Source organism: Edaphobacter paludis (assembly GCF_039993895.1).
Taxonomy (GTDB): domain Bacteria; phylum Acidobacteriota; class Terriglobia; order Terriglobales; family Acidobacteriaceae; genus Edaphobacter; species Edaphobacter paludis.
Genome location: NZ_CP121194.1, coordinates 2153970 through 2179623, shown reverse-complemented (window position 1 = coordinate 2179623; position 25654 = coordinate 2153970). Strand labels below are relative to the sequence as shown.

Below are 25654 nucleotides of genomic sequence, written 5' to 3'. Positions count from 1 at the left end.
TGAACGCGGTGCGAGCGAGCGCTATCAAGCGCTTAGACCAAAAATACCCGGGGGCCTCAGCGATGCTCGCTCAGCCGCCGGTAGTACTCCGCCACCGAATCCTGATATCCCGCAGGAACGGCGTAGGGTTTGCCCGTACGCGCTTCAGGCGACGCGCCGTCGCGCTGCAATTGGAACTCGATGCGATCGACGGAACTCAGCATCTCACGGTACATCTGTTCGACCATCGCCGGATTGCCAGGGAAGCGGTTAGGGTCAAGCTGCTGCATCTGCTGCGTCAGATCCTGTACCTCTTGCGTGGCATGCGAATCGCCCTTAACTATCTGGCGTAGTTGGCTCAGCTCGCGCATACCCTGCCTATACATGCGTTCAGTGTCGGCAGGGTTGCCGGAGGCATCAGTTGGAACCGCCCGCTGGCCCGCCTGACCGTAGCGATTGTTGCCGGTGTTGATGTTGCCCCATACGGTGCCGTCCACTCCGCCACCACCGTACCGGACATCCCCGCTCTGTTCGCCGCGCTGTGCGTTTGGATCGCCTGGCCGCCAGCCAGGGCCACCAGCCTGTTGCTGGCCGCCTTGCAGATTCTTACCTTGTCGTTGATCGCCGCGACCCGGCTGGCCCTGCTGTTGCCCGTTGTCGTTCGCATGACCCTGCCGACTGTCGCTCTTGTTGCTGCTTTGGGCCGGCCGACCGGTGCGTTCCTGCTGATTGCTCTGTCCCGGCTGTTGGCCGTTCCAGCGCCGTGAAATAGCCATCGCCTCCAGTTGGCCGCGCAACCGCTCGACCCGACTGAGCGCCGCAGTCTGATCGTGTTGTCCGGCGCCGCGCTGGCCGGGTTTGATTTGTCCCATCTCCTGTTGCGCTTGGTGTAGTTGCTGACTCAGCTTTCCGAGTCCCTGAGCGATCTCCTTCTCCGTGCCATTGGAGTTCGGATTGATGCCGCCACGCAGCCAGTCGGCGGTCCGCTGCACATGGTTGTCCAGGTCGGACTGATCCATCTCTGTCAGCGCATCGCGGAGCTTCTGGGCGACGTCCGGCTGGTTCGGAGCCATCTCGCGAGCGGCGTCGCGTACGTTCTGCTGCAGCTTCGAAAGATCGTTGGAGAGTTGTTGCCGGTCCCCGGCCAGCTGGTCGCGCTCGCGCAGACGCGCCATCATGCTGTCCCGGTCCATCGTGCCCGTATCGTTCGACTGATTCGCGAGCTTGTCGATTCGGTCCGACTGCGCGCGCTCCTCCTGGGTCAGTCGTTCCGCCTCGTGCGATAACAAGCCCAGCTCTCCGGAGGCGAGTTGCTGCTGCGTTCCGCCCAGCAGGTTTGTCGCCTCCTGTAGACGCTCAGCAGCCTGCTTGGCGGCATCGGCGCTCTGGGGTCCGCCGCTGCGTTTCATCGCGTCGCTCGCCTGCCGCAACCGGCTCAGCGCTTGCTCGATCCGCTGGTCGGAAGATTGTGATGACTGTCCGGAAGCCTGATCGTTCCGCTGCCGGCCACTCTGCTGCCCGTTTTGTTGCTGGCCACCCTGCTGCCCCTGGCCGTTCTGCGTCAGCTGTTCCATCTGGCGCTGCAGTTCTTCTGCTTCGCGGCGCAGCATCTCCTGCTGCCAACGCTCCGAGAAGCTCTGCTGTGTATTGTGTTGTTGATTGGCCAGTTCCTCTTGTCGCTTCGCAAGTGCGTCGAGCTTCGCGAGTGCGTCTTCTACACCCTTCTGGTGCTGCTCTGCCGGAGAGGCCGTCTGTGCGGTCTCATACTGGTTCTTCTCCGTATCCAGCTCAAGGTCAAACAGACTGGCCAGATCGCGTCCCGCGCTGTTTGTGCCCCCACCGCCTCCGCCACCCTGCTGGCCAAAGGCAACTTGGATCTGTCGGAACGTGGCCTCTGCATGAAGCAGAGCTTGCAGCGCCTTCTGTTCGAGAGGAATCGCATCCTTCCACTGCATGCCCTTGAGCTTGTCCGCCGAAGGAGCCATAGCCTCGGCTGCGGCCTGCATATCCTTTTCGAAGCTGGTGAACTCCTCGTTTGCCTCGGAGAGATCGCGGCTCTCCATGCGGGCTGAAAGCGCCGTCACCTGGTCGCGCAGCTTCTGCTGTGCTTCCGAGAGGAACTGCCCCGCAACGGCGGCATCCTTCGCGGTTGCGGACTTGTCGTTCTGCTGCTTCCACGTCGCGGCAATCAGTTCCTTCTCACGCTTGGATATCTCGGTCTGATTGTTCTGCCCTCCTCCACCACCACCGCCGCCACCGCTCTGCTGCGACTGCGAAAACTCACGCTCAAACGGATCGGCTTGAATGAACTTGATATCGGTGCGGGACTCGGCATGGCCATCCCGCGCCGTTGCATAAAGGCTCACTAGGTCGCCAGGCGCCAGCTTGAAATCTTCGAGTCGCAGCGTGTAGGAGCTGTCTGAGTCTTTCGCGCCGAGAGCCTTGAGCAGGCTCACGTCGCGATTGGGTTCTCCATTTACGGAGTAGTGCAGACGCACGTCATTCAGTCCAAATTGATCGGCCGCCTTAACACCGATGGTTACCTCTTCAATCGGACTGGCACGATAGTCGCCGCTAGGACGGTTGATGACAACTTCGGGCGGCATCACCTTGTCGGTCGCGATAAAGTAGTCCTCCGTCAGCCGCACCGGTTGACCTTCATCAGTAGCCGCCACATGATAGGTGCCATCCTTCTCCATATGGATGGTGCCCCGATACTTGTTTCCCTCGCTACCCGCGAGTTGAATCGTCTTGCCACCGTCGAGCATTAGTTGTCCGTCCTTCAGCGGACGGTCCATCTCGACCTCGATTGCGGCGTCCGTCCCTTCGATCGCGCGCAGATCTCCCGAATGTTCTTCGGTCACCGGCTTCATTCCGGTCCACTTCGGATACTGATACGTAACTCGAATCCCCTTGACGGAGGGAAGGTCTACCACACGCACTTTGTAGCGCGGCGAAGCCAGTGGGCCGGCGGCCACATAATACTCGACGTTCTCCGGCAGGCCAGCAAAGACGAACTGATACGCCGCCGCACCGCCATTGTCCGCCTGTGCCTGCATGGTGACAGGCTCCCACGCGCTTGCGCTCTGATAATGGGCGAATATCTTCGCGCTCTCCGGCCTCATGCCGGTGACGTGCGCCGTGATAAGTTGATCGCTGTTGCGCCGCACCGTAATGTCACCCGGCGCTACGGTTATTGCGTACAGCGGAGCCACATCCTTCTTAGGCCCTGTCCAGAGCAGCGAAGCGCCGTAGCCGACATATCCCGGTCCAGCTGCGATCATCCATACCAGCGCGCCAAGACACGCAAGGCCCGCGCCACCCAACGCAAAGAGGCGGTTGTCCGGGACCAGCGATGACGGCGCTGCACCATGCGTTCGCGCAAGCGTGTCCACCGCGAGCAATTCGAGAAAGGGATCGCCGTCGTACTCACGCTCATGGAAGGTGGTAAGCCTCTCCTCAAGCTCAGGATGCGCGGCTTCGGCTGCGCGCACAGCCCGTGTTCGGGTCAGCCGAATCAGCGGAAGCGCGATACAAACAGCCCCGACTGCTGCGAGCACGATGAGCATCGCAAGGCGAGCGTCCGTGACCCCTCTTGTCGGAAAGGCATAGTGATTGAGCAGAAGCACCAATGCAATTGTGACAATGAGAGCAGTGCCGGCGAAGATTGCCGTGCCGCGTAACCACGCCCCTAGCCGCAACCTGCGCTGCAGCCGCATGATGTAGGAGTTGAGCTCGCTCTGCCTGCTCATACTTCCTCCCGCTGCGTGCCTATGTAGGCGCTGGCCACTGTGATCTCCGCCAGCGCGACCACCAATGCAAGCAGCATAACGTACCACCACAGGCTCATGGGACGGGATTTTGCATCGGCGATAGCAACCGCGTTTGCCTGTTTAGACGTGCCGCTCTTGCTTCCACTCCAAAGTTGCTGCACATCCGATGCAATCGGTTCGAGGTCCGATTCCCGCCGGTCAGGGTTAACCCCAATGATTGCATCGCGTCCATTAGCAAAACGAATCTGATAGAAGCCTGCCCGCTGCAACTTGAGGGTCTCCGCGCTGCGCGCCTCAGCCAGCGAGAGCGGTCGCTGTCCGCCAGGGTCGATGACCTCAACGCTCGCCACTTCACCCACTGACTTGGGAGCGGAGCGAAGTTGTACGAGTGAATCGACGAGGCGGGAGCCACTCAGCCGTTCGCTACCCGAAAGATATCGAGCCGTCTTGTCCACGAACGCCACAAAGACCGGGTGCAGCGGCAGATCGTTGGTCAGGTTTTCTAACCCGGATGTAAACAATAAAACGCGGCCCTCGCCCATCAGCCTGTCGAGCAGCAGAGGTGTGCCATCGCTCAGTCGCGCCGCAACCCGCGTCTGCAGGGGATCGACTATCGCAGCGTAGAAGAACTTCGTCTCCGCCCAGCCGCCATTGTCACGCCCTGGTTGCGTCTGTTCGAGCGCGGGATGCGTGAAGTCTACCTGGCCGACCGTCGCCGCAGCACCATCGCGCGCGTAATCATGCATGCCCTTCACATCGCCCGCCCACAGCGGGATACGCATGTGAGACCTGGCGCCTGCTCCCAAAGCAACAAGAACGCTGCCTCCTTTCGAGACGTACTGCTCGAGCGTATGCTCGAAGATCAACGGCAGCGAGACCGAATCTGACAACACTACAAAAGCGTACTTCGACGGATCAAGATCCGTGGTCTCCTCCGCAGTTATCGGTTGCAACACGAATGATCCCTGAGCAGCCGCCGCCAGCGCCGAACCGAAGTACAGCGCGGATCGCGTATCGTTCGCAACGTGCACGAAAAGTACCCGCTCCGGGTCCGAACGGCGTACCGCGAAGACGCTTGCGTCGTCTGCAGGAAATGCGTCACCGCCTTCTATCCGCACCTCGCAGCGATTGAAGCCATACCCTAAATCCAACGGAGCAAACTCTACTGAAGCGCGTCCATTGGCGGGCACGTTCACCTTGCGCGTCGCCGCTACTTTGTCATTCACGACCAGCGATATCGTCTTCTCGGTTGCGGGTGTGCTAAACCCCTTCACCACGGCTTGAACGCGGGACCGCCGCGGGTCCTTTGGGTCATCAAGCTCCGCCGGCGCGCTCACGCTCTCCACCGTCCAGTTAGGAGGCGCAGTGCCATTCGCTATCGGATGCAGGATCAACGTCGCGCTCGCTGGCAGTACCATCTCGGCAAAGTTTGCCGGCATTGCCGTCCGTTGCATATCGCTGAAGAGATGCACGTCGATCGGCACGCGTACCGTTTCAGCCATAGCGCGAACGCTTCTACCCAACTCACCAAAGTTTGCGCGGCCATCCCCAGGTTTAATGCTCTCGATCGCCGAGCGCAATTGCACCTCATCGGGAATCGGCTGTGTCAGCACCTCTAGCTGTCCTCCCAAGGCCATCACCTGCACCTTCTGCGAATGGGGCTTTGTAGCGAGCAACCGAAGCGCCTGTTGCTTCGCGTCTGCGAAGCGCGTTCCCACGCGCATACTGAACGAATCATCCAACACAATCAACGACAGGTGGCCGGTTGCGTTTGCAGCGGGCCGCCGCACAAATGGATTGGCAAACGCAATCACAATTAGCAGCGATAATGCGAACCGCAGGGCAAACAGAAGTAGATACCGCAACAGTCGGTGGCGCGCGGAGCTCTGCGTTCCGCGCTCGAAAAACATCAGTGAGCTCACCGGACGTGGTATGGTCACATGCTTGCGCAACAGATGCACGAAGATTGGAACGCTCAACGCCGCAAGACCCGCTAGAAACCATGGAGAAAGGAATCCCATCAGTTCCCCTCCTGCCGCAGTGTCAAATATTCACGCAACGTCGCATCGAGAGGTTGATCGGTAACGATCATCTGATAATCCATACCCGTCCCCCGCGTGCGCGAGCGAAGCTGCTCAATATGCGCCTCCATCTTCGCGCGATACGTAGTCTTCGTGTACGCCGGGATAACTTCGATTTTCTGGTCGGTTTCAAGATCAACCAGAATAGCGGGCCCGTTCAGCACAGGCCGCACCTCTTGTGGGTCGAGGATGTGAAAGAGCACAACATCGTTGCCGTGGAAGCGCAACGGTTCGATGGTACGCACAATCGTCTCCGGTTCCTCATAAAAATCGGAGATAACAATCACGATGCCGCGCCGGTGCAGTAGCGACTGAAAGTGCTGCAGGGGCTTGCCGAAGTCCGTACGTGCGCGCGGCTCGGCCCGTTCAAGACCGGCAAAGAGCCGCGCAAGCTGGCCCTGTCGGGTCGATGGCCGTATGTACTCCCGTACCTCATCATCAAAGACGATGAGCCCCGCAGCATCTCGCTGATTGCGGATAGCCAGATAGAAAAGTGACGCCGCGATGAAGCGCGCGTAATCCATCTTCTTGAGAGGACCCGACGTGTACAGCATCGAGTTACTTGCATCAAGCAGAATGACTAGCTGGCTGTTCGTCTCGCCGCGATAGCGTTTGAGGTAGCAGCGTTCGGTGCGCGCGAAGAGGTTCCAGTCTACGTAGCGCAGATCGTCACCGGGCACATAGGCACGATACTCGGCGAACTCCTGGCTGAAGCCGAAGTCCGGCGAACGATGCAGGCCGGCCACAAAGCCATCCACCACCGTCTTTGCCAGCAGGTCCAGCGAAGAGATGCCGGCCAGCACTGCGGGATCAAGGAATCGCTGCATCATCTCTCCTTCTGGCGAGGCACGTATTCGATGATCCGATTCAGGATCTCGTCCGCGTCGATACGTTCGGACTCCGCATGGAAGTTAAGCAGGATGCGATGCCGCAATACCGGCACCGCCAGCGACGTAATGTCGTCATACGTGACGTGATAACGATTTCGCGTGAGTGCCCGTGCCTTCGCGGCCAGCACGATGAATTGCGCTGCACGAATGCTCCCTCCGTAGTTCACGTACTTCTTCACGAAGTCGGGGGCATTCTCGCTCCTCTGGCGCGTGGCGCGCACAAGGCTCACTACATATCGCGCGAGCGAATCTGCGATAGGCACCATGCGCACAAGCTGCTGAAAGTCGAGCAACTCTTCCGCCGAAGTAACCGGCGTGATAGTTGCCGTATGGGTCGTTGTCGTAAGGTCCACAACCTTCAACTCATCCGCGGCGCTCAAATAATCCAGAATAGTATTGAACAGAAAACGATCCAACTGCGCTTCCGGGAGCGGATAAGTACCTTCCAGCTCAATGGGGTTCTGCGTGGCCAGCACGAAGAACGGCGCGGGCAATTGATAGATGTGTCCGCGTACGGTGCAGGAACGTTCCTGCATCGCCTCGAGCAGGGCGGCCTGCGTCTTAGGCGGTGTGCGGTTGATCTCGTCTGCCAGCAGGATGTTGCCGAAGATGGGGCCTTCTACGAAGGTCCACTTACGATGCCCCGTAACCAGATCTTCTTCAATGATGTCGGTTCCCGTTATGTCGGAGGGCATCAGATCAGGTGTGAACTGAATGCGCCGAAACTCGAGACCCAGAGCCTCGGCGATGGTGCGCACCATGAGCGTCTTCGCCGTTCCTGGCAGGCCGGTAATCAAACAGTGGCCTCCTACAAAAAGCGCTATCAGTACCTGGTCCAGAACTTCGTCTTGTCCCACAATCACTTCGCGCACCTGTCGCACAATGCTTTCGCGCACCTCGTGAAAGCGTTCAACCCGCTGCTGAAGTTGTGCTGCATCCGGATTCAAGTCGGCAAAAGTAGCCATCGATTTTGTCCTCGTTAGTTATTTGTTGGGGGATTGATTCAACTCCAGCAAGAGTTTTTGCGCCGGACGATACCCCGGCGCTGCTTCCAGCGCGGCCAGCACACTCTCCTGAGCTTTGTCTCTCTGTCCTGCCGCAAGGTAGGCCTGCGCAAGATGAAACTCCGCGCCTGCCTTGTCCAGTGGATTAGAAGCCAGAACCGCCGCATACTCGTGGATTGCGCCATCATAGTGCTTCTGCGCGTACAGCAATTCGCCCAGCCGGCGATGTAATTCCTCATCGTTGACCGGATAGATATAGTTCAGGCGCTCCAGAGTGGCGGCCGCCTCAGCTTGTTGCCCAGAGGCATCTTCCAGCGCAGCCAGCCGCTTCAAGGCATCAGGCTCCTGACCGCCTTCATGTTCGTAAGCAATAAGCGCCGCCAATTCGGCCTTTGTATCGCCCTTTGCTTTGTCCGCATCAGCCATCAGTTCATAGACGTTCGCGTCGCCGACGTATTCGGGGTACATCGCCAAAACCGCAGGTCCCTGCGCCAGCACGGCGTCATACTGCTTTTGCTCCGATGTCGCTACCAGTGTCTTCATCTTCTCGTGCCAATCGTCGAAGTGCGCAGCTTCTGCGCCGTACTTCTTGTCGATCCACGCAAAGTACTGTCTGTTGAACTCCTCCGGTGTCAGTCCAAGGTCCCGCTGTACAACCTGCGTCGTCGCTTGCACCTTCGCGTACGAATGGACCATCTCCAGCAGCTTCTCTTCGCTCCACTTCTCTTTTACGAAGTCACAAACGCTGCCTGCCTGAAAATACGAGACAACAAGCTGCGATGGATACTCCGGATAGACGAAGCCGCGGTCCAGCTTCTCAATTGGCAACAACCTCTTATCACGAATCGCGATGAGCACCTCAGGCGTGGCGCGATTGCCCCATTCAACAGAGCGTTCGCCTTCTTCATGGACCGCCAATCCCTCGGTGAACCAACGCGGTACGCGATGGTTGGTGGCTGTCAAGATGTAGACGTGGCTCATCTCATGCCAAAGGGTCGCGCCCCAGTTAAAGTCGCCGGGCCTGCGCGCAGACGGGCTGTCCATTGCAATGATCTCTCCAAAGGTCACGCCGAGCGCGCCGAGCCCCGGCATTCCCATCGTACGCACGGCAAAGTCCTCGTGATTCGGATAGACCTCAACTTGCACTGGGCCGGGTAGCTTCATTCGGTATTTCTTGTCATACGTTGCGAGAATCGTGTGCAGTTCTGTCTGCAGATAAGGCCGTAACAACTCGGCCTCCGTTTTGTTCAACCTGAGAATCGTCGCATCGTCGCGAAAGGTCTCGAAATTTTTATAGCTGTCCAGCAAGCGCAGGCTATTCACTGTCGCGGCGTCCCGATGGCCGTTGTTATAACTCAGCTCCAGCTCCTTTAGCGGCTCATCTTCCTTCCCAAGCCTCATAAGATCAAGACCAAGTGCTGAATGCGCCGACCACAGCCGCGGGTCGGCTGCGACCGCCTTGCGGTAGTACGTCACCGCGTCCTCGTAGCGATAGTGCATCTCGAGCTGATGCGCCACCAGTGCATAACCTTCGCCATGGTGGGGGTTAATCGCGGCAATCTTCGCGAACCACGCATCCGGAGTGCGATCATCAATCAGTTCCACCGCGGCATGGATCGCCATCGCATCTAGAGCGTCATCTTCCAATGCAATCGCTTTGTCGGCCTCTGCTGTAGCCGCGTCACGATCATCATTCTCAAGCGCAAGCTCTGCCATCAATTCATGCGCCGCGGCCAGCTTGGGATCGAACACAACGGCCTTCTCTGCGTACTCGCTCGCTTTGCCATCAAAGCCGTCTGCCGAGACAATCGCTAGCCCCAGATACGCCTGAGCGTTCGTCGGCTCCTTCGCGAGCGCTTCATGGAACAGATCGGCGGCCTCGGGATTATTGAAGCGTTCGTGCAATAACATGCCCCACTCCACTTTGTAAATAGCCTTGCTGTTCACCGGCTGCGTGGCCAGGCGGAACTGTCCGTTCGCCTGCTCCCACTCTTCAAGGCCCCAGAAGCCTTCGGCCCGCGTGTACGCATCGTTGCCGTGGGTCAATCCCTCAAAACACGACTGTGCCTCCGCGCGATGCCCATGCTTGCGCAACGACCAGCAGTCTGCAGGCACAGCCGCCTGAGCTACAACGGTGCATGCCAACAATGGTGCAAGAAATAGCATCAGGCGTCTCATTTGTCGAGGTCCTCCTGCACTCTTGCCAGATCCAGTAATGCGGTTGTTAGCTGCTTCTTGTAATCCGCGGGATCCATTGCCGCCTTCTGATACTTCAGTGCGTCGATCTTCTGCTCGAGCTCCTCTTTCTTCGCCAGCAGGTCACGTTTTGCTGGATCGTTCGCTGCCTGCTGACTTCCGTGAAGGCGGAGCACCGCGAAACTCGACATCAGCGCTCCTTGGTCACTGCTGGCCTCGCGCACTGCTTCCCCATGTCCGACGTCATCGAAGACCGCATGCTCCGTTGCCAGCCGCTTCTGCGAGTTGTAGAAGGCAGTCGTCTTCTTCGTCGCATAGGTGAAGGCCTCCATGGCACTAATGGAGTCACTTTTGTCCGTGTCGGCGGCCGAATCCTGCAAAGCCTCCACCCAGTAGCGCGCAAAGACCGTTGCGTTTTTCTCAGTGCCCGACTTCGTAGCCGCAATCACTGCGCGCCCTGGTCGCTCGAGCGCCTGTACCCCTCCGCCGCTGGCGCTGGTCGTGTTGACGACGAGCTGACGCCGCGCGGGAATACGGTCGCACATCGCCGCGAGATCAGCGCCGGTCACATCCGGTCCCATTAAGTTGAATTTATACTCGATGCCATCGAAGGAGCCATGACCGATCAGAATGAGTACAAAATCATCCTCTGCCTTGGCATCGTGTGCCACTGCAGTCAGTGTCTCCTTCAACTGCAACGCGGTTGCCTGCGCACCTGTCAGCGTATAGACATGTGCCGCGGCCCCTGCGGCTTTAAAGGTTTTGTCCAGGTCTTTCGCCTCAGCCGTGAAGCGTTGCTCATAGTCCGGCTCACCGCCAAGCCCGGCTACGGTGACGTAGTAAACTGCCGCACGCGCCTGCACCGCGAACACAACGACCGCTGCGAAGACAGTTATACGGAAAGAGATGCGGCTCATACGACACCCCACTTGCGACGAAGCAGCCACTCGGCAATCAGCAACCCCAGCAGAAGCAGAAATACGATTGGCATATTCCACAACTCGTTTGTCGTGCGTACCGAAATTCCCGCTTCCGAATATGAGATGTCGCGCGGTAAATCCTTCAGTTTCGAGGGCTCCCAGTAACGGCCGCCGGTCTGCGCTGAAAGCTGTTCCAGCAATTGGCGGTTCTGTTCCGTATGGAAATTCTCGGCGACGCCGTTCTCACGCTGGAAGATCAGCACGTCGCGGCCCAGCTCCTGCGGTTTGCTGCCGGTGGACTCCGCCGTGACCTCCCCCAGGTACGCTCCAGGCTTCTCAGCGGTCCACTCTGCCTCATACAGGCCCGGCGTGTCCTGCGATGGCGCCAGCTCGAGCACCGCATTAACACCCTCTGGGCCGACGATGTGCGCCGTAACATGCGCGTCCCCTGCAGGCTTGAACTCTCGGTCATGCACCTGCGCCGAGATCTGTACATTACCCTCGTCCATCAGATTTCGGGCTGGCATAGACGCAGTTACCGGGCCGGGAGAATCCGCAACCAGCCAACGTAAAAGCTGCTGCCAGAACAGATCGTGCGATCGATCGCCAAGAGCCTCGCTCATCTGCCACCGCCATGTGCCACCGGTCGCCATGATTGCGGTGCGGCCGTGTCCATAGCTCTGCGTAATCAGCAGCGGCAACTCGTGACGCCCAACGTTCATCTCTGCAAGTACAGTCGCGCCGGGCTTTGGCGAGCCCGGATCCTCATAATCGGCCAGATACGTCAGCTTCTTCCAGCGCTGGGCATTCTTAATCGGATCATCTAGCAGCCGTGTAATAGGGGAATCTACACCCTCCGCCGTCAACTCCACAGTCGCCGAGTTGCGATGAAAGTTATTGCGACCCGCAGGCAGAAACGTAGGCAACAACGCATTCATACTCGAGACGCCCCAGCCTCCATCGCTCAACGATGACCGGCCACCGAGGAAAAGTACCCCGCCACCACGCCGATCGACATATTCGCACAACAGCTCCTGCTGTAGCGGTGTGAAGTAATCGGCATCGACCGAGCCGATAATGATGCCGGCGTAGCCGAAGAGATCCTCGGGCCGCACCGGAAAGCCGTCGGCCAGCTCATTTGGATCGCTGATACCCTGCCGGTAGATCTTGTTCTCACTCGTGCGCAGCATCGAGACGAGTTGCACCGTGGGATCATCGTCTTCCGCGCGCCGGATGAACTTGTACTCCCACCGCGGCTCGCCTTCGATGTACAGAATCCTCCGCTTCGCATCGCTCACCAGCACCGGTCGCGTCATCGTGTTGTTGCTAAGGTTGTCCTCGCCCCCCAGCGGCTCAATTCCAAACTGAAGGCTCTTCGCACCTGCGACGCCAGCGGAGAAAAAAAGCTGCTCTGTTTGGATCGCGCCGTTAGCCGCCAACGTTACTTCCTGAGCCACAAGTGTCTTGTCGCCATCGCGGACCGTGAGCACCGCCTTCTGGCCTGCATAGCCGTGCTGCGCAAAACTTACCGTTGCGGCCAGACGCGCATTGACGACGGCACTCGGCGCGACGCTTGCATTCTCCAGTTCCACGTCATGTGCGTGCTCCGGGTTGCCGAAGCCGATCGTGTGTACCGGCAAATGCCTGTTTCGCAATGCCTCGAACGCATCCACGCTAATCCCCGACCCGCTCATCCCGGCAGTGTTCTGGTTGCCATCGCTAAGAAGCAGAATTGCTCCAACAGGAAGGTCGGATGTCTCCGTGGCGAGCTGTTTCAGTCCATCGCCGATGTGTGTTGCGGCCTCCGTTGGCGCGATGCTGCTAAGGTCATCCACCTGCGCAACTCCCGTGTCCAGCCGATAGATGCGCGTCTGGAAACGCTTTTGCAGGCCGGAGATGATGCCGTCCTCAAGCACAGCCAGAGCCGCGGCCTCGCGCGTCTTGCCATTGCTGTCCGCAATAGCCATGCTGCGCGAGTCATCCACCACGACGGCGATAATGTTCTGCTGCGAGCTCAGCGCCGCCACCGTGACCGCCGGCTGCCACAACAGCAGAAGCACCAGCGCCACGAACGTCGACTGCATCGCCCACACCGTCCATGCGCGCCGGCTTTGCAATTTTGGAGCAGCGCCGCGCAGTCTCCAGTGCACCAGCAGCGCCAGCCCGCCGATCGAAGCGACAATGATCACCAACAGCAGCCACACAGGCCACGAAGAGAGCAGCAAAAACCGCCCTTTGGTGAAGACCGGACTCGGATATTTGAAGAGAAACTCAAACATGCCCTTGCACCCGGGTACAAGCTTCGTCGTTCTAATGCGTCATGTCATAGATGATGTAGTCCAGTCCCACGCGAAAAGCCATCGAGGCAAACGGTTCGGGATAATTTGGATCGTCCGCCCACTCCCATGCATCGCCCAAGTGCATGTTGTGGCAGATGGCGACCATGATGCGGCCCTTGTCGTCTCGGATGGCGCGCCACTTAGGTTGGTAGCCGTCCTTCTCATACGTCCGGCCGGTGCGAATCCATTGCTCGCCCGGAATCTGCATCTTGTCATCAACGTCGTAAAGCGTGTGGAATATCTCATCCCCGCTCTGGAGATCTTCCACCGGGCGGTCAGGGAGCACCTGTCGCATCCCGTTCATAAAGTTCTCCCAGTCTTCCGTTCCGTGAAAGTCGTCCACCATCAGGAAGCCCCCCTTCAACAGATATTCTCGTAAGCGCTTAGCCTCTGCATCGGTGAACGACCACATCTGCACCTGCACCGCATAGATCCACGGATAGTTGAAGATCTCGTCGGAGTCTAGGGTCACAACCTGCTCCGTCGGTCGTCCGTCAATGCGAGTCAGCCGGTGCATAGCGATCAGGAACTGGCGGTCCGCCTTCGGATAGTCGCGCGACCAGGCATTGCGCCACCAGTATCCGCCACGACGGCCATATCCGCCATACCCGCCGAAGCTGTCCTCTGTATTGGTCGTATAGGCCAGCCGCGACCAGTAGAACTCCGACTTCACATTGGTCGGAGAATCGTCATTCCCGAACCCGAAGTCAGCCACCCTCTGGTAGCCCCACACTCCCGCACAGCAGGTTGCAGCCACTACCGACGTTACTGCGATCTGCGAGAGCTTCATCGGGACCTCCGCGGGAGTTGCGCGGCGAGAGTACCAGAAATGCCTGCGACGCTGTCTAATAAGTAGATAGACGGAGCGAGGGGGTGGCTTGTTGCACCCGGCGTCCCGGTTCCAATCGTTTTTAGTGGTGAACCACAGTGAAACGGCGCGATTTACTAAAGCTCGGCGGCATGACATTGGCGCAAACCGGCATAATGCGTCCGTTTCTGCTGGCTCAGGCGGCCATGTCCCCCGCCGCGCCCTCGCCCGGCAGCAAAGCGGACTACACCCTCCGCATCGCCCCTGTGACCGTCGAACTCGCCCCCTCGCACATCCTCTCCACCATCGGCTACAACGCCATTGCACCAGGACCGGTGCTTCGGATGCGCGAAGGCAAGCCTATCACCGTTGATGTCGTCAACGACACCGACACCCCGGAACTCGTCCACTGGCACGGAATGCTTATACCGCCAGAGGTCGACGGCACCCAGGAGGAAGATTCGCCGCCGGTTCCTCCGCGCGGCAGCCATCGCTTCCAACTCACGCCGGGCCCGGCCGGCAGCCGCTGGTACCACTCTCATGCCATGGCCATGGACGACCTGCACAAAGGTGCGTACACCGGCCAGTTCGGCTTCGTCTTCGTCGACGGTGGCAACGACCCCGGCCACTACGACCAGGAGCTCTTTCTTGCCCTCCGCGATTGGGAACCCTTCTTCACCGCCACCATGGAAGACGACGATGACGACACCCATAACGGCCCGTTCCTGGAAAAACCCGCCATACTCAATACCGATCCCAACGGTCTCGAAGTCAGCTCCATGATCTACTCGATCAACGACAAGGCGCTCGGATCGGGTGACCCTATCCGTGTCCGCGAAGGGCAGCGTCTCCTCATTCACTTCCTCAACGCCAGCGCCATCGAAAACCGTCGCATCGCACTCGCCGGTCATAAGATGAAGGTCATCGCCCTCGACGGCAACCCGGTCCCAACACCACAGACGCTCGATTCCATCTTCCTCGGCGCAGGCGAACGCATCGATGTCGTCATCGAGATGAACCTTCCCGGCGTCTGGGTGCTCGGTTCGACCGAGAAGATCGTTCGCGACTCCGGGCTCGGTGTTGTAGTGGAATACGCCGGCCAGCCCCGGCGTCCCCAGTGGGTTGACCCTCCCAAAGTGTCCTGGGACTACACCCTCTTCGGCGCCCCAAACGCCATCTCGCCCGCTCCGCAGCAAACCATCGAGCTTATCTTTGAAAAGATCCCCGGCGGCATGGGCAAGTTCAACTCTTGGCTTGTAAACGGCAAACCTTATCCTCACGAGCGCGAGTTCCTCCTCCAGCAGGGCACGCGCTATCGGCTCGTCATGCGCAACCGCACCGACGACGCCCATCCTATGCACCTGCACCGCCACCTGTGGGAGTTGGCCGAAATCAACGGCAAGAAAACCTCGGGCATTATTAAGGACACCGTGGTCGTCCCCTATTATGGTCGTGCCGTCGTCGATTTCACCGCCAACCAGCCCGGTCTCGCCCTCTTTCACTGCCACATTCAGCAGCACATGGACTACGGCTTCAAAGCGCTCTTCCGCTACTCCTGACGCTACTCATCATTCCGGCGAGCCGCGTGAGTGCGGCGGGGCTGAACACACTGCCTAAGTTTTTCCCCAAGCCCAACCTCCCCGGAACCCGCAATGGATGGTTCTCGAACTATGCTGTGGACTCTCCCGTTACATCCAACACTAACCAGATCGACTCGCGTTTTTATCAGGTGAACACCCAGTCAGACCGCCTACATGCCATCTATCATTGGGGTACAAACAATTCGCTGGTCACGGACCCATATCACGGCGGTACCGTGGTCCCGGGCGCTGGGGATGCCGATCAGGCCAACAATCAGGATGGGGATGCTCAGTCGATTTCAATCACAGAAGATCACACCTTCTCGGCGACCATGTTGAATGAGTTTCGCTTTGGCTACACGAGATACTATCTTGATCAATACAGCTTGCTGAATGGCACCGACTACTCAGGCGGCGAGCCAGACCTGGGTGGGTGAAGCCGGGCTTCTGCTCAAGCGCGCTATCGCAGCAGATTCGCGCCAGCCCGATGCGTATTACCAGATGGGAATTCTCGACCAGCAGCAGCTCCAGTGGCAAGCAAGCGTCGCGATGCTTTCTCCCCGCTAGCGAACCCTAGTGGGATTATCAGTAGCCCATTGCGTGACAAACCAAGGCGGCGTCAGAAAACGGACAATAGGAGCACCTTAAGGAACTCACCCTCTCAAACCGTATTGTTGATGGAGTGTTGGGTTTTCCTCGATGGCTATTTTCCAATCGGGCGCGGCCATGTGTGTGCCCGGCGCATGGGACTACGTGCATAGCGCAAAAATCAAACACTACTGGCGCTCGGACAACCACAATCTTCAGTCGTGGGCACCATGTTACTGGACCACAAACGCCGAGACCGGTGCCATTGCAGAATCGCAGAAAGCGACCAACTTCGGTTACACTCTACCGGACTTCGTTCAAATCCCGAATGACGGGGCGAATCCCAATGTGGTCTACACCGGAGTTCGCCAAGCCTGGACTATCCTCGATGACTCCAATCTTTCCAAAAACTTCAGCATTACGGAAGCAATGAAGCTCCAGTTGCGGTTGGAAACTTTCAACACTTTCAACCATCCGTTGTTCTCGGGGAAACTTACAACGACATCAACCAATATGCCGGGAAATTGGCGCTACAGCCGGGAGGCGGCCAGAGCAACAAGCCCAGGTCTACATAGGCTTAAGGTATTGAGTGTCTTGTCTCAATGACCATTCTGGATGTGAGGATCGATCCTCACATCCAGTGTGAACATCACCGTCAGATTAACCCACAATCCTCGTATATCGACGGATTCGTTTTATGGAGAGCAATAGATTATGCCCTTGAGGGCATAGAGCACTTAGGATTCGGATTTCTACAGACAACTAACGCTCTAACGCTCTTCAATTTCAAAGCTCTCTGTTTATCAGTCATCAACCCCGATCAGATTAGAAGGGGGCTCTTGAAGAGGACAGACTTCAGCAGCTACATCCAGGCTTCTGGCTTCGCAGCCATAGCTTCTTCCAGGGTAACGCGGCGCTTTTGTTTGTATGCCAGATTCGACATATGGCATGCGACTGCCGACAAGTATCCGATTTCGACTGTCGCGTTTGGCTGCGCGCGGTTACGGATGCAATCCATCCAGTTTGCCATGTGATCGACACCTGGATTCTCTCCCTTGAGAGGAACGCCGTTTGGGTTATTGAGCTTCTCCGGATAATAATTTGTAGGTCCAATAGCTTGATCCGAGTGTGGCTGGCCTTTTTGGTACACACCCGTCTTCATATCGTTCGAACCACTCATGTGTTCAATCGTGCCTTTATCTCCGAGGAAGCGCTCTCCCAGACCATAACGGCTATTGCTGAAGGTCGATTGCCATGTGACAAGGAGGTCATTCGGATACTCAAGCGCGACACTAAATGTGTCTGGTACCTGGCGCCCATCTTTCTTTGAATACACGCCACCGGTCATGGTTGCAGCTTTCGGCAGTTGTAAATCCATGGCGTTGATGATCCACCCTATCTGGTGGACCATGTTCTCTGTAACATTACCGCCGGAGAATTCCCAGAACAGGCGCCAGTTAATGAATTTGTAGCCGTCAAACGGAACCTTCGGACGACCGGAGAGAAACAAATCCCAATTGACGTGATCCGGATTGCAATCGCTAAGCACTGGGCGAACCCACTGTCCATGGCCCTCCAATGTATTACGACTCATCCACGAGTCGACCATCGTTATCTTCCCCGCCAGTCCGTCTCGAATCCATTTTCTCGTGTCTTCCATCTCACCATTGCTTTGGTCCTGCATCCCTATCTGCACAATCTGCTTTGAGGACTTTGCGGCATCCCGGCAGGCCATAGCCTCGGGAATGTTCCAAGCCAAGGTCTTCTCGGAATAGAGATCCTTTCCCGCAGCCAGCGTGGCTAGAAAGTACTTCTTATGTAAATGCTGGGGAGTTGCATGGATTACAGCATCAATGTCGTTGCGTTCCAGCAATCGCATAGGATCGTCATAGGTTGCGACGTTGGGCAAGTAGCCTTTTACCTGATCACGGCGACGCGAGTATACATCGGCAACAGCAACGCATTCGACATTTGGCTGCTTCAGTGCATGCCTTAAGTCGTCCTGTCCTCGATCTCCAGCTCCGATCAATCCAATTCGAATCCTATCGTTCGCGCCTAAAACCCGATTGCTCGCAGCAAACAGCCGACCAGCAGGAAATACTCCAAGTGCAGCAGCACCCATTCCTACTTTTCCCATAAATTCCCGGCGATCTATCTTCTTCCCGTCATTTTCCATCTTCGACCTACTCCTTTGATTGTTCTGGTGCTCGTTTTTTTGTAAATCGCATGATTTCGGCTAACTAACTGGGAAGCCAACAGCTAGCAGGCGATTCTCGCTTTGTCCAGTGCAGTGCGGATATCTTGCATGCTCTTAAGTGAGGACGCTTCAGGTGTCCCTCCACCATGCCAATGAGTCTCGAGACTCACCGCATAGTTAAACCCGTCTCGCTTCAGGGCACGAAACTGGCCTACCCAGTCAATAATCCCAACACCTACCGGCGCCCAGGCATATTTTCCGTCTGGCTTGCGAACGACATCTTTACAGTGGCAATGGCCGATACGATCCTTGGGCAATAAATCGTACCCCTGGGGAAACGGTTTGTCGCCAACCGAGGCGGCATTTGCCGGGTCCCAATTCAGCATGAAGTTCTTATTCGGAATTGCCTTCAGAACTGCTGCAGATTCCTCGCTAGTTCTCGTGTTGCAGGACTCCTCGTTTTCCAGGAGGAGAATCTTGTTGCTTTTCTCGCAGAGTACCGCGGCCTTGCGCAACTTTTCATTGATGGCTTCTCTATAAGGTGCCTGATTATCTAGCCGCAGGAAATCAAAGCATCGAATGCGATCGGTGTGAAAGGCTTTTGTTAGTTCAATGCACCGTTCAAGCAGTTCATCCTGTTGTTCGAAGGCAAAATCATTGTGGAATGCTCCCTTGTCCGCTTTGCGGTTGCCGGGCTGCGGAGCGTCTTTAGAGGGCGCTGTGCCGATCCAATCTACTTTGAAAAGCGGACTTGCAATATCGGTAACGCGCAGTCGATATTTCTCGAGGATGCGCCTTGCCTCCGCTACTTCAGTTGAGTCAAGGTCTACAATGTTTTTATTCCACATACTCCGAAGTTCAATCCAGCTGAGTCCCATTGATCCCGACGCTATCTCGCATGCCCTTCCAAAATCCTGGGTTATCTCATCGTTAATTACTGCAAGTCGAAAGGGGCAGCTCATGCCTGTACTCCTAGTTTCTTCGTTAGATACTCCGCGTTTATTGCATTCAACTTCTGCCCATCCAGACCGATGAAGCTCCACCCATTGAAGTTCGACGAATGAAGCGCTTGGCCAATCTGGCGGATGTCGTTTTTTGCTGGGAGTAGAGTGGGAGCTTGATATTGGTCTTTTGCTACGGCAGGTTGAAGATCTTGAAGGTGTACGCATACCATGCGTTTGTCGTAAACACGGATTGCCGTCCCCGGATCTCCGCCACCCTGCAAATAATGCTGAACATCGAGACTGTACTTCACATAGCGCGAATCTACAGCAGCCAAGATGGAATCCACTTGCTTCGGAGTCTGCCCGATTGTATCCATGCGGTTCTGAAATCCGGTCTGGACGCCGTAGTCTGCAGTGCGTTTGCCAATCTCGGTAAGAAGTTTACCTGCTTGCCTGTACTCGTTCGCGGTAAAGTCTTGCCGCTTAGTGGCCACTCCAGTTATTAGTAGATATTTTCCGCCGGCGGCGCGCAGGTATCGCGCATTCTTTACATGCGCTTCAATGATCTCAGCATCAAGCCCAGGATCGAGCCCAATACTGCCGCTGGACAAAGCTACAAGTGCAAGCTCGTGCGAAGCAAGAAGGGCTTTCAGCTCATGGGGATCGGGATATTGTCGGAGAATGCTCGAATCGAGATGAAGACCAGGGTACCCAAGCGCAGAAGCAATAGCGATGCTCTGGTGGCTATCTCCTTTGGAGATCCTGGCGCTAGCGCCAAGCTTCATCTCCTGTACTCCATGGTCGAGTGGGCGATCAAAATATGACAAATCCATGGGCGGATAGAGCAAGGCCTGCCTCTTAAAGGCGTTAAGAGGTGATGCGCCTGCGTAAGAAGCTACGGTCACGGTTCCAATGCCAACTAGAAAGTGACGACGTGAAAATGTCATTTAAGAGAATCCTTTCCTACTACGCATACTGGATGGAGGGATATTTCGTATGGTGGAGGCGGGAAAGTTCAATGCGCTGAACGGCCCACGCGTTATTGGAGTGTTATGGATTTCTTGATTTACACATGCGAATTCCAAAAGAACAAAGCATTCATTTCCAGATGCAAATCACATTAGTCGTGAAAATATTCGATTGTCAACGGAAAAATTACTTTAGATTTTCTGTTGGTAGATCGACACCGAATTCATTCTCTGCAGACTGGGAGATTGGCTAGGCTTTTACCTCTGAGACAGGAGTTTCCCCCGATTTTCGAGGCTTGTTCTGCCCCATTTGAGTTCGAGGCTGTCCTGCCCCATTTGATATTGATGGACCGACATTTTTATAGATATCCGGCGATGAAACACGTGATGGATCTATAATCCATTGCTTGGATGGGTATACATGGGCTGTGCCCCCTCGGGCCTTATGACTATGCAATTGCCATCTTCCATCGTCCACAGCACTAAACTGTAAGGCCGCCGGCAATTTTTCAGTATTTCCAAGAAATTTATATTGACAAACGCTGCTAACGCGGTACTGTCATTACACGCATCTCGAGCAGCACCTTCTGTCTGGCCAGAGCAACACTCTTCTGAAAATATTCACCGCGGGGGAAGAATGCACCACAAATTAGCTCGTCGCCAGTTTCTAAAAACAGTGGGACTAGGCGCTTTAGCAGCCACCGGCATGGAGCTACTCGAATTACCTGCCGTTGCGGCCATATCGCCGGCTTTCAATACAAATAGCTCCAACGTGGCGCGACTGCTTTCGGGTTGCTGTGCCTACTCATACGATAAAGAGCTGAGACAAGGCACGATGACGCTGGAGGACTTCATTCTAAAAGCAGTGGAGCTGCGGCTCGACGGCATCGACATGACGGCGTATTACTTCAAATCAACCGATCCGAAATATCTCCATGGCCTTCGTCATCTGGCTTACAAACATGCGGTACCCTTTTCTGGCTCTGCATGTCGGGCCAGCATGGTTCAAGCCGATGCGAAGAAACGCGCCGACTGCCTAAAAGAGATTAAAAAGTGGGTGGATGTCACGGAGCAGCTTGGAGCTTCCCATCTGAGAATTTTCGCTGGCAAACTGCCACCAGATGCCACATTGCAGCAAGGCATCGGCTGGACGGTTGAAACGATGAAGGCCGGATGCGACTACTCTGCCCAGAAGGGCATCACGCTTGGCCTCGAAGACCATGTCGGTGTATCACAGAGCGCGGACGTGTGTCTTGAAATCATGCAGCGCGTCAATTCGCCTTACGCTGGAATTAATCTCGATATCACAAACTATATTCCCACCGCCAGTCAAGACGCCTACGCGCAGATTGCGGCATGCGTGCCCTACGCCACCCACATCCATATTCGTGACCATTTTTACGATCACACTCCCGTAGATATGGACCGCGTCTGGCAGCTCTTCGCCAAAGCTGGCTACAAGGGTTACGTGTCGGCTGAATATGAACGTAGCCTTCCTGGGGGTGACGCTGCGGCCGTCGGCGTGCCCAAGCTGGTCGCCGAAATTCAGACGCTTTGCAGAAAATATTCAAGCGTCTGAGGTGACTTATTCTGATGCTGTTGAAGCTTAGCTGTTGAGCCGTTCGTAGTCACGTGCGTAGTCCAAGAAGAGAGCAGCCGGAGGTAGGTTCTCTCGGCTTCCTATCGACGCAGTAGCACAACCCCACGCGCGTCGGTTGAGGCCTGCAAACTCAAGCAGTTCACATCGTGCTCCCGACGCACATGGTTTTCGCGGCTCCAGTATCAATGCTCCTTCCCCAGCAGCACTACACACATCCCCGCGATTCAGAATAACTGTTTTGCTTAAATTGAAGAGGGGCAGCCATTCCTAATACGGAATGGCCGCCCCTTCCAATCAAACGAGAATCAGTCTGATTATTCGCCTCAGAACGTGATCTCTGCCGATGCCTGTAGACTGCGGCCGCCTCCAATGCCGTTGACACTGCCTTGGCCACTGCTGAGTGTGCTTGTCACCTGGCCGAAGGTTGACGTTGGGTTAGCTGAATAGGTGCTATTCGGATTCGCAAACTGCGGAGTGTTACTCAACTGCTTTGCTTCAATGCGGGTCTCCAGAGATGACTCACGGAAGATCGCGAAGCTTTTGAACAGCGAGATGTTGTCCTGAATGTATCCAGGTCCGCGGAACTGGTTCCTGCCGGTGTTGCCGAGACCAACATTTGCGGCAGTGCAGGGCTGCACTGTGCATCCGGCAGGCTGAGCGAATGAGGTTGGGTCAAACCAGTTCTTCCCCTGGCCGATGCCGTGAAGTACACGGTATGGATCTACTAGGCTTGCCGTCTGCGTTGTTCCAGGCGTGTTGAGGGTGCTACCGTCCGCAGTGATGGTAAACGGTGTGCCGGACACTACTGAGATGATCCCAGACACCTTCCATCCACCTAATGCTAGAGATGTGAGCCCGGAATTGAGCCAGCGGCGACCTCTGCCGAAGGGAAGAGCGTACGTGAAGCTCTGCTCATAGTTCAGCGTCCGGTCGTAGCTATTTGGAGCATAATTTCTACGCGGATTGATGAAGAACGTCAGACCACCGTCATCACCACTGACGTAATCCAGGCCCTTACCCCAAGTGAAGGCACTCGTGAGTGAAAGCCCACTGGAGAGTCTGCGGTTGAGTTGAGCTTGGAGCGACTGATAATTCGAAGAGAAACCTTGGTCAATTACATTTGTGGATGCTGTTCGTCCAAAGGCGATGTTCTCCGGTTCGAACTTGGTGCCGCCGCCGTAGGTGCTGGGCAGGTTGATGTTCTGTTGAGCGCCCATATCTACGCCATGGTTCCCAACATACGCGATTTGCATAGAGAAATTGCCAGGCAGCGCTTGCTGAACAGCCACATTCCAGGACTCGACATAAGCATTTTTATAGTTTTTAGGGATGACGTTGTATTGCTGGCTAATGAGACTTGGTGTACTTGCTGAGATGATCCCGCTGGAAGGGATGACAACTGGGACAGGAGCCGGGAAGCCTGCTTGGAAGGTAGCTACCTGTCCATTGCTAAGCACCGCCGGCGTATAGGCTGTGTTCGGTTGGTAGCTGTTGTTGGCGCGTACGGGATAGTTGAAAGCATAACTGTCGTCTGCCAAAGGAGAGAAGCTAATGCCGAATCCACCGCGGATGACCGTGTTATCCGTGGCGCGATAGGCAAAGCCAGTTCGTGGAGCAACATACCGATAGCGCGTCTGCATTCCGACGTTTAAAGGATTGCCGCCGATGCCCGCCAGGACGAGATTGTTCGTCGTGGGATCATAGTTGGAGAATCCTCCAGGAACCTTCGGCGTGGCTGGCGGATAGAATTCCCAGCGAAGACCAAGGTCCAGCGTGAGCTTCGACGTTGCCTGCCACTTATCGCTGGCGAATGCGAAGAACCACCACTGGCGGTAGGCCGGAAAAATCGTGGTGAGATCCCGGCCGGCTTGGCTGGGCTGATCCAGTAGAAAGCTGGCAACATCGTTTGCAACGTTAGGCACTGCGCCCGGTGCATCCGTGGAGGTCTGACCTGCCGAGAAAGTAATTTGGCCGCGCGGACTGAATGTCTCGCCCTGCAAGAGGTCATCCCGGACGCGACGGAGATCTCCTCCAAACTTGATCGTGTGGTTCCGGATGATCTTGGTCCAGTTGTTTACGAAGTCAATGTTGGCCTCACCGCGGATCCAAGGCATGGAAGCGGAGTAGCCGATGGTCGGATTGGAGAAACCGCCGTTGAGGGTGATGCCAACCTGTCCCGAAGTAAATGGTTGCCCACCAATATTGACGCCCGGAATGCCAACGGTTGTCGCATCGTTTTTGCCATAGTCGCTTGGCTGGGCGTTGTTGCGAAGATGTGCCACTCCAAATCTTAGTTCCGTAAAGAGCGAAGGCGAAAAGACATGGTCGTAGTTCAGGCCTGAGCTATAGGCATTTTGTAGGCCTGTGCCTTGAAATCCACCACCCGCCGGACCACCCGCGAAACTTCCAAAAGCAGGCGCCTGGAAAGTGGGGACGTGTTGAAAACTATAGCGACCGCTCAGATGATTTCTCTCATTCAGGGTGTAGTCGAGCTTGACGTCGAAGCTGTCTGAACCCTTTGTGAAAGGAAGGTTGGTTACGTAGTTGTTCGACGGAGCAGCGAGGTTGCTCTGATTCCGGTTCGGCTGGGGCAGCAGCTTCAAGAGCGCGAGCGATACGGGATTGACCCGGCTGAAAGGAATCTGGTTATTGGCAAAAGGTTTGCGCCCGGTCCCATCTGGGTTTCCCGTTGCCGGATCATAGATCTGGCCAGCGTGCTTGGCAGTATTCAGTGGCGCGCTGAGGTCGATAAATCCAGCGGCATTCGGCGTGTAAAAAGTGGGAGGCACGATAGTGAAGGTGTTTGAGATCGCTTCGTGATCGATGGTGCGAAGATAGTCCCCGAAGAAGAACAACTTATCCTTCCAGATCGGACCGCCGATGCTGCCGCCGAAGTAATTGTAGGAGAGATGCCCAAGCGGACCGCCGAAGTAAGAGCGAGCATTCACTGCGCTGTTCTGGATGAACTCAAACACAGAGCCATGAAATGCGTTCGATCCGGACTTGAGGATTACATTCGTGACGGCTCCCGTGGCACGGCCAAGCTCGGCTTCAAAGTTGCTGGTGGAGATATCGACGGACTGGATGGATTCTGCTGGTGGCACGATGATCTGCAAAAGGCCTGTGCGGTTATCGTCATCGATACCTTCAATTTGGTACAGGTTTCCAAACCGCGGCATACCGTTAACCCGCGTTTGCAAAGATCCTGCCGCATTGAAGAATTGCGAGTTCTCGTATGTTGCAGGCGCCGTTCCAGGAACCAGATTGAGCAACGACTGGAAGTTACGATTCGCACTCAGTGGCAGATCTGACACTTGGTGCGCTTCTATCTTAGTGCTGATATCGGCACGGTCAGTTTGCAGAAGTGGCGGAGCTGTAGTGACAAACACTGTCTCAGAGACGCTACCGGTTGCGAGATCAAGATCGACTCGAGTGGAGGAGTTGATCTGAACATCAATGTTTTGGTGCGTTGCTTTCTTAAAGCCCGGGGCCTCGGCGGTGACACTATAGATGCCGGGCTGGAGATCAGGAAAAGTATAGTTTCCACTTCCATTTGATACTGACTTATGGACTTCGCCCGTCTTCATCTCAGTAGCGGTGATCTTTGCATTAGCGACAGTTGCACCTGTCGGATCTGCAACCGTACCGAGCAATGTGGCATTGACTGCCTGGCTAAACGCCGGGGTCGACAGACCGAGGAGGAGCAGCGTGAAGCAAATAAGTATTTTTCGAACGGACATATGAAACCTCCAGAAGTTGGCCAGAGAACGGCCTAGCTACGATTAAT

17 protein-coding genes are annotated in these 25654 nt (G+C 56.3%); 5 read left to right on the top strand and 12 right to left on the bottom strand.

The features are described from left to right. Window positions 1–56: 56 nt before the first annotated feature. The 8 genes from P4G45_RS08915 to P4G45_RS08880 are packed head-to-tail and all read right to left on the bottom strand — an operon-like array spanning window position 57 to window position 13972. A complete protein-coding gene (locus P4G45_RS08915; RefSeq protein ID WP_348266128.1) occupies window positions 57–3731 on the bottom strand; it encodes a hypothetical protein in 3675 nt (1224 codons plus the stop codon). Further along, the gene (locus P4G45_RS08910) at window positions 3728–5773 is read right to left on the bottom strand and encodes a BatA and WFA domain-containing protein (protein WP_348266127.1); all 2046 of its coding nucleotides are present in this window, start codon (window positions 5771–5773) and stop codon (window positions 3728–3730) included. The genes P4G45_RS08915 and P4G45_RS08910 overlap by 4 nt, the downstream gene beginning before the upstream one ends. After that, window positions 5773–6663, bottom strand: coding sequence for a DUF58 domain-containing protein (locus P4G45_RS08905; protein ID WP_348266126.1), 891 nt, complete (start codon window positions 6661–6663; stop codon window positions 5773–5775). The genes P4G45_RS08910 and P4G45_RS08905 overlap by 1 nt, the downstream gene beginning before the upstream one ends. Continuing rightward, complete coding sequence (locus P4G45_RS08900; protein WP_348266125.1) at window positions 6660–7688, bottom strand: AAA family ATPase; 1029 nt, start codon at window positions 7686–7688, stop codon at window positions 6660–6662. Before P4G45_RS08900 ends, P4G45_RS08905 begins: the two co-directional genes overlap by 4 nt. 18 nt (window positions 7689–7706) lie before the next feature. Continuing rightward, entirely contained in the window at window positions 7707–9905 is a 2199-nt protein-coding gene (locus tag P4G45_RS08895; protein ID WP_348266124.1) for a peptidase MA family metallohydrolase, read from the bottom strand. Beyond that, entirely contained in the window at window positions 9902–10840 is a 939-nt protein-coding gene (locus tag P4G45_RS08890; protein WP_348266123.1) for a hypothetical protein, read from the bottom strand. Before P4G45_RS08890 ends, P4G45_RS08895 begins: the two co-directional genes overlap by 4 nt. Further along, entirely contained in the window at window positions 10837–13122 is a 2286-nt protein-coding gene (locus tag P4G45_RS08885) for a hypothetical protein (RefSeq protein ID WP_348266122.1), read from the bottom strand. The genes P4G45_RS08890 and P4G45_RS08885 overlap by 4 nt, the downstream gene beginning before the upstream one ends. Window positions 13123–13153: 31 nt before the next feature. Continuing rightward, window positions 13154–13972: a DUF4159 domain-containing protein gene (locus P4G45_RS08880; protein WP_348266121.1), complete on the bottom strand. Its 819-nt coding sequence runs from the start codon at window positions 13970–13972 to the stop codon at window positions 13154–13156. Window positions 13973–14142: 170 nt separating this feature from the next. Here P4G45_RS08880 and P4G45_RS08875 point away from each other — a divergent pair, with 170 nt between their 5' ends. From P4G45_RS08875 to P4G45_RS08860, 4 genes are all read left to right on the top strand, one after another. Next, window positions 14143–15549 carry a multicopper oxidase domain-containing protein gene (locus tag P4G45_RS08875; RefSeq protein WP_348266120.1) on the top strand — a complete coding sequence of 469 codons (1407 nt, stop codon included), beginning with the start codon at window positions 14143–14145 and terminating at the stop codon, window positions 15547–15549. Window positions 15550–15575: 26 nt separating this feature from the next. Beyond that, window positions 15576–16007 carry a hypothetical protein gene (locus P4G45_RS08870; RefSeq protein ID WP_348266119.1) on the top strand — a complete coding sequence of 144 codons (432 nt, stop codon included), beginning with the start codon at window positions 15576–15578 and terminating at the stop codon, window positions 16005–16007. After that, window positions 15964–16137, top strand: a complete 174-nt coding sequence (locus P4G45_RS08865) for a hypothetical protein (protein WP_348266118.1) — start codon at window positions 15964–15966, stop codon at window positions 16135–16137. The genes P4G45_RS08870 and P4G45_RS08865 overlap by 44 nt, the downstream gene beginning before the upstream one ends. Window positions 16138–16269: 132 nt before the next feature. Then, on the top strand, window positions 16270–16764 hold the full coding sequence (locus tag P4G45_RS08860; RefSeq protein ID WP_348266117.1) for a hypothetical protein: 495 nt from the start codon (window positions 16270–16272) through the stop codon (window positions 16762–16764). A 256-nt stretch (window positions 16765–17020) separates the two neighbouring features. Here P4G45_RS08860 and P4G45_RS08855 read toward each other — a convergent pair whose 3' ends face one another. From P4G45_RS08855 to P4G45_RS08845, 3 genes are all read right to left on the bottom strand, one after another. Further along, on the bottom strand, window positions 17021–18334 hold the full coding sequence (locus P4G45_RS08855) for a Gfo/Idh/MocA family oxidoreductase (protein WP_348266116.1): 1314 nt from the start codon (window positions 18332–18334) through the stop codon (window positions 17021–17023). Between the two features lie 83 nt (window positions 18335–18417). Continuing rightward, window positions 18418–19233, bottom strand: coding sequence for a sugar phosphate isomerase/epimerase family protein (locus tag P4G45_RS08850; RefSeq protein WP_348266115.1), 816 nt, complete (start codon window positions 19231–19233; stop codon window positions 18418–18420). 80 nt (window positions 19234–19313) lie between these two features. Beyond that, window positions 19314–20084: a TIM barrel protein gene (locus P4G45_RS08845; RefSeq protein ID WP_348266114.1), complete on the bottom strand. Its 771-nt coding sequence runs from the start codon at window positions 20082–20084 to the stop codon at window positions 19314–19316. A 715-nt stretch (window positions 20085–20799) separates the two neighbouring features. Here P4G45_RS08845 and P4G45_RS08840 point away from each other — a divergent pair. Beyond that, window positions 20800–21846 (top strand): sugar phosphate isomerase/epimerase family protein, encoded by a 1047-nt coding sequence (locus P4G45_RS08840; RefSeq protein ID WP_348266113.1) that lies wholly within the window; start codon window positions 20800–20802, stop codon window positions 21844–21846. A 344-nt stretch (window positions 21847–22190) separates the two neighbouring features. Here P4G45_RS08840 and P4G45_RS08835 read toward each other — a convergent pair whose 3' ends face one another. Next, complete coding sequence (locus tag P4G45_RS08835) at window positions 22191–25607, bottom strand: TonB-dependent receptor (RefSeq protein WP_348266112.1); 3417 nt, start codon at window positions 25605–25607, stop codon at window positions 22191–22193. Window positions 25608–25654 lie beyond the last annotated feature (47 nt).

Bases quoted from the DNA above. Each gene is read 5' to 3' on its own strand.
- P4G45_RS08915 (WP_348266128.1), bottom strand. From the start codon at position 3,731: ATGAGCAGGCAGAGCGAGCTCAACTCCTACATCATGCGGCTGCAGCGC.
- P4G45_RS08860 (WP_348266117.1), top strand. From the start codon at position 16,270: ATGGCTATTTTCCAATCGGGCGCGGCCATGTGTGTGCCCGGCGCATGG.
- P4G45_RS08835 (WP_348266112.1), bottom strand. From the start codon at position 25,607: ATGTCCGTTCGAAAAATACTTATTTGCTTCACGCTGCTCCTCCTCGGT.
- P4G45_RS08900 (WP_348266125.1), bottom strand. From the start codon at position 7,688: ATGGCTACTTTTGCCGACTTGAATCCGGATGCAGCACAACTTCAGCAG.
- P4G45_RS08885 (WP_348266122.1), bottom strand. From the start codon at position 13,122: ATGTTTGAGTTTCTCTTCAAATATCCGAGTCCGGTCTTCACCAAAGGG.
- P4G45_RS08850 (WP_348266115.1), bottom strand. From the start codon at position 19,233: ATGGGACTCAGCTGGATTGAACTTCGGAGTATGTGGAATAAAAACATT.
- P4G45_RS08910 (WP_348266127.1), bottom strand. From the start codon at position 5,773: ATGGGATTCCTTTCTCCATGGTTTCTAGCGGGTCTTGCGGCGTTGAGC.
- P4G45_RS08855 (WP_348266116.1), bottom strand. From the start codon at position 18,334: ATGGAAAATGACGGGAAGAAGATAGATCGCCGGGAATTTATGGGAAAA.
- P4G45_RS08895 (WP_348266124.1), bottom strand. From the start codon at position 9,905: ATGAGACGCCTGATGCTATTTCTTGCACCATTGTTGGCATGCACCGTT.
- P4G45_RS08875 (WP_348266120.1), top strand. From the start codon at position 14,143: ATGACATTGGCGCAAACCGGCATAATGCGTCCGTTTCTGCTGGCTCAG.
- P4G45_RS08865 (WP_348266118.1), top strand. From the start codon at position 15,964: ATGGCACCGACTACTCAGGCGGCGAGCCAGACCTGGGTGGGTGAAGCC.
- P4G45_RS08905 (WP_348266126.1), bottom strand. From the start codon at position 6,663: ATGATGCAGCGATTCCTTGATCCCGCAGTGCTGGCCGGCATCTCTTCG.
- P4G45_RS08845 (WP_348266114.1), bottom strand. From the start codon at position 20,084: ATGAAGCTTGGCGCTAGCGCCAGGATCTCCAAAGGAGATAGCCACCAG.
- P4G45_RS08890 (WP_348266123.1), bottom strand. From the start codon at position 10,840: ATGAGCCGCATCTCTTTCCGTATAACTGTCTTCGCAGCGGTCGTTGTG.
- P4G45_RS08880 (WP_348266121.1), bottom strand. From the start codon at position 13,972: ATGAAGCTCTCGCAGATCGCAGTAACGTCGGTAGTGGCTGCAACCTGC.